At 74.6% G+C, this 13,007-nt stretch carries 11 protein-coding genes; 7 read left to right on the plus strand and 4 right to left on the minus strand.

Annotation, left to right across the window (positions count from 1 at the left end; translation table 11 throughout):
• The first annotated feature begins 75 nt into the window (after nt 1-75).
• From ACU4ZT_RS12980 to ACU4ZT_RS13005, 6 genes are all read left to right on the plus strand, one after another.
• Nucleotides 76-1,149 carry a DUF917 domain-containing protein gene (locus tag ACU4ZT_RS12980; RefSeq protein WP_445337323.1) on the plus strand — a complete coding sequence of 358 codons (1,074 nt, stop codon included), beginning with the start codon at nt 76-78 and terminating at the stop codon, nt 1,147-1,149.
• Nucleotides 1,146-2,687 carry a PucR family transcriptional regulator gene (locus ACU4ZT_RS12985; protein WP_445337324.1) on the plus strand — a complete coding sequence of 514 codons (1,542 nt, stop codon included), beginning with the start codon at nt 1,146-1,148 and terminating at the stop codon, nt 2,685-2,687. Before ACU4ZT_RS12980 ends, ACU4ZT_RS12985 begins: the two co-directional genes overlap by 4 nt.
• Nucleotides 2,688-2,841: 154 nt before the next feature.
• Nucleotides 2,842-3,624, plus strand: coding sequence for an L-threonylcarbamoyladenylate synthase (locus tag ACU4ZT_RS12990; protein ID WP_063071400.1), 783 nt, complete (start codon nt 2,842-2,844; stop codon nt 3,622-3,624).
• 369 nt (nt 3,625-3,993) lie between these two features.
• Nucleotides 3,994-4,344 carry a histone-like nucleoid-structuring protein Lsr2 gene (locus ACU4ZT_RS12995; protein WP_063071452.1) on the plus strand — a complete coding sequence of 117 codons (351 nt, stop codon included), beginning with the start codon at nt 3,994-3,996 and terminating at the stop codon, nt 4,342-4,344.
• A gap of 223 nt (nt 4,345-4,567) precedes the next feature.
• Complete coding sequence (locus tag ACU4ZT_RS13000; RefSeq protein ID WP_414764185.1) at nt 4,568-5,713, plus strand: hypothetical protein; 1,146 nt, start codon at nt 4,568-4,570, stop codon at nt 5,711-5,713.
• A 244-nt stretch (nt 5,714-5,957) separates the two neighbouring features.
• Complete coding sequence (locus ACU4ZT_RS13005; protein ID WP_445337325.1) at nt 5,958-6,749, plus strand: AfsR/SARP family transcriptional regulator; 792 nt, start codon at nt 5,958-5,960, stop codon at nt 6,747-6,749.
• Between the two features lie 45 nt (nt 6,750-6,794).
• Here the strand turns inward: ACU4ZT_RS13005 and ACU4ZT_RS13010 are convergent, their stop codons facing one another.
• The 4 genes from ACU4ZT_RS13010 to ACU4ZT_RS13025 all read right to left on the minus strand — a co-directional run bounded on the left by ACU4ZT_RS13010 (nt 6,795) and on the right by ACU4ZT_RS13025 (nt 11,711).
• A complete protein-coding gene (locus ACU4ZT_RS13010; protein WP_445337326.1) occupies nt 6,795-8,858 on the minus strand; it encodes a prolyl oligopeptidase family serine peptidase in 2,064 nt (687 codons plus the stop codon).
• Between the two features lie 62 nt (nt 8,859-8,920).
• A complete protein-coding gene (locus ACU4ZT_RS13015) occupies nt 8,921-9,418 on the minus strand; it encodes an HNH endonuclease (protein WP_063071397.1) in 498 nt (165 codons plus the stop codon).
• A gap of 353 nt (nt 9,419-9,771) precedes the next feature.
• Complete coding sequence (locus tag ACU4ZT_RS13020; RefSeq protein WP_270979820.1) at nt 9,772-10,608, minus strand: C40 family peptidase; 837 nt, start codon at nt 10,606-10,608, stop codon at nt 9,772-9,774.
• 404 nt (nt 10,609-11,012) lie between these two features.
• Nucleotides 11,013-11,711: an iron-dependent transcriptional repressor DtxR gene (locus tag ACU4ZT_RS13025; protein ID WP_094128034.1), complete on the minus strand. Its 699-nt coding sequence runs from the start codon at nt 11,709-11,711 to the stop codon at nt 11,013-11,015.
• 121 nt (nt 11,712-11,832) lie between these two features.
• Here ACU4ZT_RS13025 and serC point away from each other — a divergent pair, with 121 nt between their 5' ends.
• Entirely contained in the window at nt 11,833-12,951 is a 1,119-nt protein-coding gene (gene serC, locus ACU4ZT_RS13030; RefSeq protein ID WP_415293554.1) for a phosphoserine transaminase, read from the plus strand.
• The last annotated feature ends 56 nt before the right edge of the window (nt 12,952-13,007 follow it).

Genomic DNA, 13,007 nt, shown 5'->3' on the forward strand with positions numbered 1-13,007 from the left:
CGGCCGCCGGCCGAGGACGGACGGGCCCGGCCGGGGCCCGGGGAGGGCGGACGGCCGGGTGCTACCGTGACGCCGGTGAGCCGGGACCTGGGAGTCGACGACCTCCCCGACCTCGTCGCCGGGCTGATGCTGCTGGGCTCGGGCGGCGGCGGCGACCCGCGGATCCTCGCGGCCGCCACCGCCCGGCAGCTCGCCACGGCCCCGGTGCGCGGCATCGGGCTCGACGACCTCGACCCGGACGACCTCGTGGTGCCGGTGGGCTACATCGGATCCACGTCGGTGCTCCGCGAGAAGCTCCCCTCCGGCACGGAGCTGCCCGAGGCGGTGCAGGCGCTCACGCGGTGGACGGGCACGCCTCCCGCGGCGCTCATGCCGCTCGAGATGGCGGGCGTCAACGGGCTCGCGCCCTTCGCGGCGGCGTCGATGACCGGCCTGCCGCTGCTCGACGCCGACCTCATGGGACGCGCGTTCCCCCGGATCGACCAGTCGAGCCTCGTCGTCTCCGGCCGCGCCATCTCGCCGTGCGTCGTCGCCGAGCCGGGCGGACGCACCATGCTGCTCGACGGCGTCAGCCCCTCGGAGGTGGAGGGCCTGCTGCGGCTCGCCATCGCGCACTCCTCCGGCTGGGCCGCGCTCGCCCTGTCGCCGCAGCGCGCCGCCGACCTCCGCGCGACGGCGATCCCGGGCACCGCCGAGCGTGCGCGCCGGCTCGGGCGCGCCCTGCGCGCGGCCGACGGCACGGACGCTCCGGCCGACCTCGCGGAGGCGCTCGGCGGCGTGCTCCTCGGGCACGGTCGCGTGGTCGACGTCGTCACCTCGCCGCGCCGCGGCCGCTTCGACGTGACCACCGTCAGCGTCGTGGACGAGCGGAGCGGCGCGGTCATCCGGCTCGAGGCCGAGAACGAGTTCGTCGTCGCGCTCGCGGACGGCCTGCCCGTGGCCGCGGCACCCGACATCATCACCGTCATCGCGGTGCCGGGCCTCTCCGTGGCGGGCGCCGGAGCGCTCCTCGTCGACGCCGTGCGGCCGGGCGCGAAGGTCGCCGTCGTCGCGCTGGAGGCCCCCGCCTGGTGGACGGCCACGGCCGAGCGCCGGGCCGCGGTCTCCCCCGCCGCGTTCGGCTTCGGCGCGGTCGAGGTGCCCGCGTGATCCGCCCGGTCGTCCTCTCCGCGCTGCTCGACCACGCGTCGCTCGCCGACGTGCGCCGCCTGGCCGGATCCGCGGACCCGGCCGTGACGCGGGTCCAGGGCGGGCTGATGGACGCCCCGTCGGACGAGCCGCTGCCCCCGGGGACGGACGTGCTCGTGGTCCTCGACCGGACCGAGCGCACCACCTGGCGGTTCGACGCCCGCCTGCGCCGCCTCGCCGACCGGGGGGTGACCGTGGTCGTGCTCGATGCGGCCGTCGCGGTGGATCCGGCCACGTCCCTCCTCGCAGCCCGGCTCGGCGTCGTCGTCCTCGCGTGCGACGACGCGTGGGCCACCTCGCTCGCCCTCCACGACCGTCTCGGCGATGCCCGCGCTGCCGCGGGACGGGCCGCGCTCGACGCCGTCACGGCGCTCGCGGACGCCGACCGGGATCCGGCCGACACCCTCGTCGCGGCGACCGCGCTCCTCGGCCGGCCGGCGCTCCTCGTCGACTCCTCCGGCCGCGTCCTCGCGCCCGATGGCGCGCTCCCGTCCTCCGAGGCGCGCGCCGCGATCGCCGAGGGGCTCCCCGGGCACGTCGACGCGCGCCCCGTCGGCGAGACCGGCACGCTGGTGAGCGCGCGGGTCGACTCCGGTCTGGTCGCGCCGAGCTGGCTGGTGGTCGAGGTCCCCGGGTCCGTGCCCGCCGAGGTCGACGCCGTGGCCGCCGCCCTCCCCATCGCCGCGCTCGCGGTCGGCCACCGGCTGTCGCTGCGGCGCGTGGTCGACGAGCGCGAGGCCCGGTGGCGCATCGCGCTGCTCGGCGAGCTCCTGGAGGCGGGGGACGCCCCCGGCGCCGGGCTGCTCCGCCGCGCCCTCGAGCTCGGCTGGCGCGTCGAGGGCTGGCACATGGGGGTGCGCGTCGTGGCGCGCCAGGACGTGGACACCGTCGGCCGCCGCTACCAGCTCATCGAGGCGCTCGGGGCGGAGGGCCTCGACGTGGGCGTGGTCGAGCAGGGCGACGGCTGGGCTGCGTGGATCACGTTCGACCTCGAGCCCGACGTCCCCGCGGCCCAGGCGGCCGCGCGTGCGGTGCGGCGGGCGCAGCAGCGGTGGGACGACGACCTGTCGAGCGCGGTCGGCGTCGGACGCGTGCACCACGGGCCGGCCGGGATCGCGCGCTCGCTCACGGAGGCCGCCGACGCCGCGCGTCTCGCCGCCTCCCGGCCGCAGTCCGGCCGCTTCCTCCACGTCGACCGCCTGGGCCTCGCGCAGCTGCTCCTCGCCTGGACGCAGACCGACACCTTCCAGCCGGCGGCGCTCGAGCTGCTCGCGCCGCTGCGCCGGCAGACCGCGGGCGACCTCCTCGCCACCCTCGCGACCTACCTCGACGCCGAGTCGTCGGTCGCCGAGACCGCCTCGATCCTGGCCGTGCACCGCAACACGGTGGCCGAGCGGATCCAGCGCGTGCAGCGCATCCTCCAGGTCGACCTCGCGGACGCCGAGACGCGCCTCGCGCTGCACCTCGCCTGCCGCACGGTGCTGGCGGCGGAGGGATAGGGTCGTCCCCTGTGGACGCTCACCCGTCCCGCCCAGCCGCCGCGCCTACCGTCGTCCACACCGCCTGATCGCCGCACGCGCGGCACGGCGCATCCCGGCCCGACGCAGGTGCGCCCATGCTCCCCTTCCCGACACGTACGAGAGGCACGCGCCCATGACCGACACCACCCGCACGATCCCCTGGGACGGCAGCCTCGACGAGCGCGCCGCCGCCGCGATCGAAGCCCCCGGCGGGCTCGTCGTCGCCGCCACCAAGGTCGGCTACATCCTCATGACCACCGACGGAGCGGGCCTCGAGCGCAAGTTCGACGCCAAGCAGCGCAACCGCGACAAGCCGGGCGTGGTCCTCTGCACGAGCATCGAGCAGCTACAGCAGCTCGCCGTGCTGAACGACGAGATCCTCGCCTTCTACCAGGAGCACTGGGACGCGGACGTGCTGCTCGGCTGCATCCTCCCCTGGCGCGAGGACGCGAAGCACCTCCTCCCCGACGAGACCGCGGCGCAGCTCGCCATGGACCGCCGCGGCACGAGCTGCTTCGTGATCCGCTTCGGCCGCCCCGCCGAGCAGCTCGCCGAGCACCTCTGGGCGAGCGGCCGCCTGGCGTTCGCGAGCTCGGCCAACCCGTCCGGCAAGGGCAATCGCGGTCGCGTCGAGGGCATCGGCGAGCGCATCGAGCAGCAGGCCGACGTCATCGTCGCCGCCGACGAGTACGTCGCCTCCATCCAGCCGGGCCTCGACGAGACCAGCCGGCACGAGCAGGGCGTCATGGTCTCGATGGTCGACGCGTCCGGCGCGCTCATCCCCGAGCAGCGCGGCGAGCGCTCCGTCACCCCGAGCCCCACGCTCATCCGCCGCGGCCTCGCGGTCGACGTCATCATGTCGGCGCTCGCCCGGTCGTTCCCGTCGTGGGACTACCGCCACGGCGAGTACTACTGATCCGGCGTCGCAGCAGGATCGGCATCGAGGGCCCGCGGAGCACGTCTCCGCGGGCCCTCGCGCGTCCGGGCGCCCGCCTGCGCACCCGCCTGCGCACCCCGGCGCCGCGGATCCGTTGCGGGACGCATCAAATTCCCCGCTTTCCGAAAATAGGCGGCGGGGACGCCCGCGCCGGCCCGTTCGCCCTCCCGGAAAGGGCCGGAGCGCATCCCCGGACGGGTCCGAAATGCGAATGCCGCGCTCAGGGCACGCGCATATCGCGTAATCGACGACCGGATCGCGCGTCTCGTTTCGGAAATCACGCCGGGAACGGTATCGTGTGGAACGCAGGCATCGCAGGATGCATCATCCGCAAGGAAAGGAATGGACGTGGCTCGCAAGGTTGTCACCACGCTCGTCGACGACATCGACGGCGTCGTCATCGATGAGGGAAAGGGCGAGACCGTCCCCTTCGCACTCGACGGCGTGAACTACGAGATCGATCTGAGCGACGCGAACGCCGCGAAGCTCCGTGAGGCGCTGGACACGTACGTCGACCGCGCACGCCGCGTCGGCCGCGCCTCCTCCGGCCGCTCCTCCAGCCCGCGTCGCTCGTCCTCGAGCGCGCCCAAGGAGGACCTCGGCGCCGCCCGCGAATGGCTGCGCGCGCACGGCCACAAGGTCTCCGAGCGCGGCCGCATCTCGGCCGACCTGCTCGAGGAGTACCGCTCCAACAAGTAGTCGCACCGCTTCCCGCGCCTGGCGCGGAATGCACCCGAGAGGGCCGATCCGCATGCGGATCGGCCCTCTTCGCATGCCCGCCGGAGTCACGTAATGAATGGCCCGCGCACCGCGGCCGTGCGCATCCGGCGCCGTGGCGCGCCGGGTGTCACGCGCCGGTCACGCGGCCGTCGCGGCCGTGTCGCGCCCCTGCGAGCAGGCTCGCTCCCGAACAAGGAGCACCGTGCCGAATCACCTCGCATCACCCGGGTCCGCCGCAGCCGCGACCCGCATCACCCGCCCTCGACGCCCGCTCCGCGCGCGTCTCGTCGCCGCCGGTGGTGCCGCGCTCATCGCCCTCGTGGCCGTGGTCGGCATCGGAGTCGGCGTCGGCAGCTCCCTCGACTCCGCGTCGGCCGCCACCGCCACCGCGATCCAGCAGTGCGACGGGATCTCCAACGTGGGCGGCGAGCAGGTCACCTGCTCGGTCACCGTCGTCAACAACCTCGACGTGGCCACCGGCGTCGGCTCGTCGACCGTCACGACCGTCGTCTGCGTCGGCGCCGCGAACACCGCCGGCACCTGCACCACGGACGTGCAGAGCGCGCAGACCATCGTCACCTCGGTCGACCAGTGCAACGGATCCGGGAACGGCGGCGGCGGCGAGGTCGCATGCACCGTGGACGTCACGAACAACATCACCGGCACGAGCACCACGACGCCGGCGACGGTCAACCAGTGCATCGCCGCCGGACAGGGCGGCGGCGCGAACGCCGTCAACTGCTCCCCGGTCGGCAGCACGACGAACGCCGACATCACTCAGTGCAACCAGTCCGGCAACGGCGGCGGCGGGGCCGGTCGCGTGACCTGCACCGTGCCGACCTCCACGACCTCCACCGCGCTCGCGGTGCAGGTCGACCAGTGCATCGGATCCGGCAACGGCGGCGGCGCGACCGTCACCTGCTCCGCGCGCATCCGCAACTTCGTGACCGCCGTCGTCACCCCGACGGCGACGCCCACCGACGCGCCGACCACGTCGCCGACCGTGGCCCCCACGACGTCGCCGACCGACGCTCCCACGCCGACGCCCACCGCGACGGCACCGACCCCCACCCCCACGGCGCCGACGCCCACCGCGACCGCGCCGACCCCGACCCCGACCGCTCCCACGCCCACCGCCACGACGGGCACCCCGACGCCGACGGCCGGCACCCCGACCGCCACGCGCACCCCGGGGACGCCCTTCGGTCCGGGCGGCACCACGCCGGGCGGGAACCTCCCGGTCACCGGATACGACCCCACGCCCACGATCGGCTGGGGCCTCGCCGCCCTGGTCCTCGGAGCCCTGGGCCTCGGGATCCACGCACGACGCAAGACCGCGAAGGCCTAGCCGCCCTCGCACCCCATGCCGAGCCGCCCGTCGATCCGTCGCCGGGCGGCGCGGCGCACCTAGCCCCAAAAGCACCCGGATGATGGGCTTTCGTCGCCGAACGGATACGTTGGCGGCGACGGAGGTGCCCCATGCATCAGCACGCGCACGACGGGAGCACGTTCGTCGCGCGTCGTGATGCCGTGACCGGCACCGGGCCCGACAGCCCGTCCACCTCCTCCCCCGCGTGCGCCGGGGCCGCCCGGTGATCCGCGTCGACCTGCTCGGCGGGTTCCGCGTCGCCGGCCTGGCACCGCTCGCGGACGCCTCGCACCCACCCGCCCCGCTCGCGACGACGACGACCGTGGGCCCGCCCGCCACCGCCCTGTCCGACGGCACGCAGCGCCTCATCGCCGCCCTGGCGCTCCGCAGCCGGCCCGCCGACCGCGGCGCGCTCGCGGCCGAGCTGTGGCCCGAGGCGCGCGACGGCCGCGCGGCCTCGAGCCTCCGCTCCGCCGTCGCGCGCCTCGGTGACGCCGGGCGGGAGATCGTCGAGACGACGCCCGGCGGCCTGCTCCTCCGCGCGGACGTCCGGGTCGACCTGCGCGTCGCCCGCGCCACCGCCGCTCGCCTGCTCGAGCCGCGGATCGTCGAGCCGGCGGACGCCGACCTGGCCCCGGACGCCGTGGCCCTGTTCGGCTCACCCCTCCTGCCCGACTGGTTCGACGCCTGGCTGGAGCCCGCCGCCGACGAGTGGCGGCACCTCCGCGTGAACGCGCTCGAGGCGCAGTCCGACGTGCTCCGCGTGCGCGGCCGGCTCCACGAGGCGGCGTCCGCGGCCCGCCGGGCGATCGAGGTGGATCCGCTCCGCGAGACCGCGCAGCGCTGCCTCATCGCCGTGCACCTCACCGCGGGCAACCAGTCCGACGCGCTGCACGCGTACGGCGCCTACCGCGCGCGGCTGGAGCGCGAGGTGGGGCTCGCGCCGACGGCGATGCTCTCCGACCTCATCGCCGGGATGCACCAGCGCTCGCGGGCCCTCGACCGCACCGGCTGAGGCGGACCGTCGATGCGGCGCCGCATCGCCGGTCCGCCGCGTCCGTCAGCGGCGTGCGCCGAGCCGCTCCCACAGGAAGGCGTGGATCAGCGACTGGAGCCGCGCGGTCGCCGGGTTGTCCGCGGACCCGCCGTGGCCGCCCGCGGTGTTCTCGAAGTACCAGGCGTCCTCGACCCCGGTCTCGTGCAGCAGCGCGACCATCTTCCGCGCCTGCACGGGGCCGACCCGATCGTCGCTCGTCGCCGCGTAGACGAGCGCAGGCGGGTACGCGACCCCCTCCCGGACGTTGTGATACGGCGAGAACGTGCGGATGAACTCCCAGTCCCCTGCCACGTCCGGGTCGCCGTACTCGGCGATCCACGACGCCCCCGCGGAGAGCCGCGTGTACCGCCGCATGTCGAGCAGCGGCACCCCGCAGACCACGGCGCCGAACAGCTCCGGGTAGGTGGTGAGCATGTTGCCGACGAGCAGCCCGCCGTTGCTCCTGCCCTCGCAGCCGAGGCGCGCGGGCACGGTGACGCCGCGGGTCACCAGGTCGCGCGCGACCGCCGCGAAGTCCTCGTAGGCGCGGTGGCGGTCCTGCCGGAGCGCGGCCCGGTGCCACGCCGGGCCGTATTCGCCGCCGCCCCGGATGTTGGCGAGCACGTAGACGCCGCCGCGCGCGAGCCAGCCGCGCCCCACGACGCCGCTGTACGACGGCAGCCGGCTGTTCTCGAAGCCGCCGTAGCTGGAGAGGAGCGTGGGCGCGGATCCGTCGAGCGGCAGGTCCCGCGGCCCCACCTGGAAGTACGGCACGCGCGTCCCGTCGTCGGACACCGCGAAGTGCTGCGCGACCTCGAGCCCGGACGCGTCGAAGGAGGCCGGCTGGTCCTTGACGGCACGCGGCGCGCCCTCGCCCACCACGCCGAGCAGGAGCGTGGGCGGGGTGAGGAAGCCCGTCACCGCGAGCCAGTACTCGTCGGTCTCGCGGTCGGTGGCCACGACGGAGACGGAGGCGAGCGGCGTGCCCACGGGCACGTCCTCCTCCCTCCAGCCGCCGGAGCCGTCGGCCGTCGGCGGAGTCAGCACGCGGATCCGGCTCGCCACGTCCTCCAGCAGGGTCAGCACGAGGTGCCCCGCGGTCCAGGCCCAGTCCTCGAGGCTCCGCGACGAGGTCGGCGCGAACAGCACGGCCGGCTCGCGGGATCCGGCGAGGAAGTCGTCGAGGTGCGCCGCCAGCAGCGAGCCCGCGGGGTGGACGACGCCGCCGATCTCCGTGTCGGTGCGCGGCCGGAGCACGAGCCACTCGCGGTGCAGGTCGACGTCCACGTCCTCGGGCACGTCGATCGGCACGGTCCCCGCGTCGGTGAGCAGCAGCGTGCGTGAGGTGAAGAAGTCGGGCACCTCGCGGATGACGTCCCGCTCGAAGCCCGGCGTGGGGTCGTGCGTCACGTGGACGAGCATGTCGCTCGCCGCGACCGCGTGGACCTCGGGGGCGTCGGCGAGCGCCTGGCCGCGGCTCCAGCGCCGGGCCGTCCGCGCGTAGGAGCTCTCGGTGAGGCTGCCCGGGCCGAAGTCGGTGCCGACGAAGACGGTGTCCCGGTCGATCCACGACACCATCGTCTTCGCGACCGGCACCGCGAAGCCGCCCTCGACGAAGCGGCCGGTGGCGAGGTCGAGCTCGCGGACCGCCACGGCGTCCCCGCCGTCGGGCGACAGCGACACGAGCGCGCGGTCGCGGTCGGGCGACAGCAGCTGCGCCCGGAAGAACTGCCACGGGATCCCCTCGGCGGCGCCCAGCGCGTCGAGGTCGAGCAGGACCTCCCACTCGGGCGACGGCGCCGCGTACTCGTCGAGCGTGGTGCGGCGCCAGAGGCCCTGCACGTGCTCGGCGTCGCGCCAGAGGTTGTAGAGGTGCTCGCCGTGGCGGGTCACGTACGGGATGCGCTCGTCGGACTCCAGCACCTCGAGCAGCTCGGAGGTGAGCCCGGCGCGCGACTCCTCGGGCGACCGGCCGAGCGTCCGGTCGTTCTCCGCCCGGACCCACGCGAGCGCGCGGTCTCCGTGGATCTCCTCCAGCCACAGGAACGGATCGTCGGGGGTCGCGGAGGCACGGACGTCGTCGGTCATCCCCTCAGCCTACGGACGCGCGTCCGCCGGATCCCGTCGGGCGCGTCGACCGCCGTCCCGCGTCAGGCCGCGGGCGCCAGGAACTCGTCCCAGCCGGGAGCCGGGCGCTCCATGCCGCTGACGACCCAGCCGCTCCCCTGCGGAGCCCGCGGCGACGTCCGCAGCGACCACCCCATCTCCTCGGGCGTCCGGTCGCTCTTGCGGTTGTTGCACGACAGGCAGCAGGCGACGAGGTTCTCCCAGGTGTCCTTCCCCCCGCGCGAACGGGGCAGGACGTGGTCGATGGTGGTCGCGTTCCGGGCGCAGTACGCGCAGCGGCCGCCGTCGCGCCGCAGGACCCCGCGGCGCGAGACGGGCACACGGCGCGCGTGCGGGATCCGCACGTACCGCGTCAGGAGGATGACCGACGGGCGGCCCCAGGCGCCGCCGCTCCCGAGGATTGGGTTCTCCTCGTCCTGGGCGAGCGTGGTGGCCTTGCCGCTCAGCACGAGCACCAGGGCCCGCTTGAACGACACGACGGCGAGCGGCTCGAAGCCCGCGTTGAGTACCAGTGTGCGCACGACATCCCTCTCAGACCGGCCTGGACGGCTTCCAGGAATCCGAATGAGGCGTCCCCGCCCCCGGGAACACGCGAAGGCACCGCCGAGTGCTCGGCGATGCCTTCAGGAGAGCGGGTGACCGCTCGGGTGGACCAGGTGGATGCCCACCCGGGGATGGTGCCGATGGCCGTGGCGCACGTGCGCATCCATGGTGCGGATGTCGCGTGCGGTGGTCATCGGGGCTCCCGGGCGGGTCGAGGGACGTCTCACCGCACAGGGTAGCCCAGCGACCCCCGTTTGTCCCGGGGAACGACGGAGGCCGGCGGCGCATCGGGTGGATGCGTGCCGCCGGCCTCCGGAGGTCGGTGCGCGGGTCAGCCGAGGAGGCGGACGTAGTGCACGTTGGAGCTCCAGACCGGGCGCTCCTTGACGTGGTCGCCGGGCTTGGGCGCGTCGATCATGATGCCGTTGCCGGTGTAGATGCCGTCGTGGCTGCCGTCGTTCCAGACCACGATGTCGCCGGCACGCGCCTCCGACTCGGGGACCGTGACGCCGGCGGCGCCCTGCGCGCGGACCGAGTGCGGCAGGTCGAGGCCGAACTGGGCGAAGACGTACTGGACGAGCCCGGAGCAGTCGAAGCCGGCGGGGGAGTTGCCGCCCAGGACGTAGGGGGTGCCGAGGTACTGGCGCGCCACAGCGGCCACGCCCGTGGCCGAGGTGCCCGGGTAGATCGGGTTCTGCGCGAGCTGCGAGGCGGACGCCCCGGTGTAGTTCGTGACCGAGGACGCGAGCTGCGTGCGGCGCTGCTGGGCGAGCGCGGAGCGGGCCGCGTCGGCCTTCTGGGCGTTGAGCTCGGCGACGGAGGTGGCGGTGAAGCCGGCCTCGACCGGGGCGGACGACGCGTTGTCGGCGGTCACGACCTGCGCGTTGGCGGCCGTGTAGTCCTGGAGGGAGGTGCCCTTCACGTTCGCGGTGTGCTCGATCGAGGCGCCGGTGGCGTACGCCGGCAGCGCGAGGGCCCCGATGACGCCGGTTACCACGGTCATGACGAAGACGTTGGCGGTCTTCGTGCGGCGCGAGCGCGCGGCAGGCGCGGTGCTCACGCGCGGCGCGGGGGCCTGCAGCGTGCGCGCGGCCGAGTCGCGACGGGGACGGACCGCCTGGGCGGCCTCGGCGGCACGGAGCTCGCGGCGGGTGGGGAGGCGATCCATCCCGGGTGCGGGCGGTCGGGTCGGGTCGGACGGGTTCCCGACGGAACCGCTGATGTCACCATGGGCCAAGTTGTCAACCTCCTGCGTCTCGACGCCGGGCATGCTGGCGCCCCGTCCCTCCAAGGTCGTCGAGGGGTACACGCGCAGGGGACGGGTGTCGAGACGCCCTGCACCGGGCCCGGGACCTCTGTGGTGGTCGGTCGGGCCTGTTCGAGAGTAAGGGACCGGCCCCCGTTTGTCATCCTGAGGGACCATCTTTCTAACGAATCCATAACGGGAGACGTCATCCTCGCGAGGGATGCGGAGCAGAACCCCCGGTGAGCACGGTGTGCCGTGCGCGTGTGCCCAGTCCGGGGGTGGTCCTGTGGATCCGCCGACCACCACCGGCCCCCGCGGGGCGCCGGTCAGCGCTCGATGAAGATGTGCCCGGCGACCTCGAGCGGCAGCTCGAGCCCGGACTCCGCGTCGTCCACGCGGACGAGCACGTAGGCGCCGTCACGGGAGAACGAGCCGGATGCGCCGGGCAGCACGCCGGCCTGCTTGAGCTGAGAGAGCAGCTCGGGGTCGAACTGCACGGGCTCGCCGAGGCGGCGGACGACGCCGCGCGCCGGGGCGTCCGCGGTGACCCCGAGGGTCGCCTCGACGATGCTGACCACGCCGGCCATGAACGCGACGGCCGGGGAGTCGCCCAGCTCGTCGAGGCCCGGGATGGGGTTGCCGTACGGCGACTCGGTGGGGTGCCCGAGGAGGTCGAGGATCTTGCGCTCCACCTGCTCGCTCATCACGTGCTCCCACCGGCAGGCCTCGTCGTGGACGAACTCCCACTCGAGCCCGATGACGTCGCTGAGCAGGCGCTCCGCGAGGCGGTGCTTGCGCATCACGTGGACGGCCTTGCTGCGGCCCTCCGGCGTGAGCTCGAGGTGCCGGTCGCCGCTGACGACCACGAGGCCGTCGCGCTCCATTCGGGCGACGGTCTGCGAGACGGTGGGGCCGGAGTGCCCGAGGCGCTCGGAGATGCGCGCCCGCAGGGGCACGATGGCCTCCTCCTCGAGGTCGAGGATGGTGCGGAGGTACATCTCCGTCGTGTCCACGAGATCAGTCATCGGGGCCTCCCTTGCGCCAGCGACCAGCCTACTTCCCCGGGTGCCGGATGACCGGCGCGGTGGCGGCCGCGGCGCCGGACGGACTCCGGGGCGCGCGCAGGCGTTCCCCTAGCATTGCCGCATGCCGACCACGACGATCCCCACCGAACTGCTGCCCCTCGACGGACGATTCGGCTGCGGCCCGTCCAAGGTCCGCCAGGCGCAGCTCGACCACCTCGCGCTCGCGGGCGCGCAGATCCTCGGCACCTCCCACCGGCAGGCGCCGGTCAAGGACATGGTCGGGCGCGTGCGCGCCGGGCTCTCCCGCCTGTTCCGCCTGCCCGACGGCTACGAGGTCGTGCTGGGCAACGGCGGGTCCACCGCGTTCTGGGACGCCGCGGCCTTCTCCCTCATCGAGCGCCGCAGCCAGAACCTCGTCTTCGGCGAGTTCGGCGGCAAGTTCGCCAAGGCCGCCGCCGCGCCCTTCCTCGAGGCGCCCGACGTGATCACGGCCGACCCCGGCAGCCGCGCGTCGGCGAACCCGGTCGAGGGCGTGGACGTCTACGCCTGGCCGCACAACGAGACCTCGACGGGCGTCATGGCGCCCGTCACCCGCGTGCACGGCGACGACGGCGCGCTCACGGTCGTCGACGCCACCAGCGCCGCCGGCGGCATCGACTTCGAGGCCGCGCAGGCCGACGTCTACTACTTCGCCCCGCAGAAGAACCTCGCGAGCGACGGCGGCGTGTGGCTCGCGCTGTTCTCCCCCGCGGCCATCGAGCGCGTCGAGCGCATCGCGGCGTCCGGGCGGTGGATCCCCGAGTTCCTCAGCCTGAAGAACGCGGTCGACAACTCGCGCCTCGACCAGACGCTCAACACCCCGGCCCTCGCGACGCTCCTCATGCTCGAGGACCAGCTCGACTGGATCGAGCGCGCCGGCGGGCTCGCCTGGGCCGACGCCCGCACGCGCGAGTCCTCGGCGGTGCTCTACGACTGGGCCGAGCGGATCGACTACGCGCGGCCGTTCGTGACGGATCCCGGGCACCGCTCGCAGGTGGTCGTCACGATGGACTTCGACGACGCCGTCGACGCGGCCGCCGTCGCGAAGACGCTCCGCGCCAACGGCGTGGTCGACACCGAGCCCTACCGGAAGCTCGGGCGCAACCAGCTGCGCGTGGCGACCTTCACGGCCATCGAGCCCGACGACGTGCGGGCGCTCGTGCGCTGCATCGAGTTCGTGGTGGAGCAGGGCGCGGGCTGATCCCGACCCTCCCGTGCACGACGACGGCGGCGGTCCCCTCGGGGGCCGCCGCCGTC

Source organism: Clavibacter davisi (assembly GCF_052751415.1).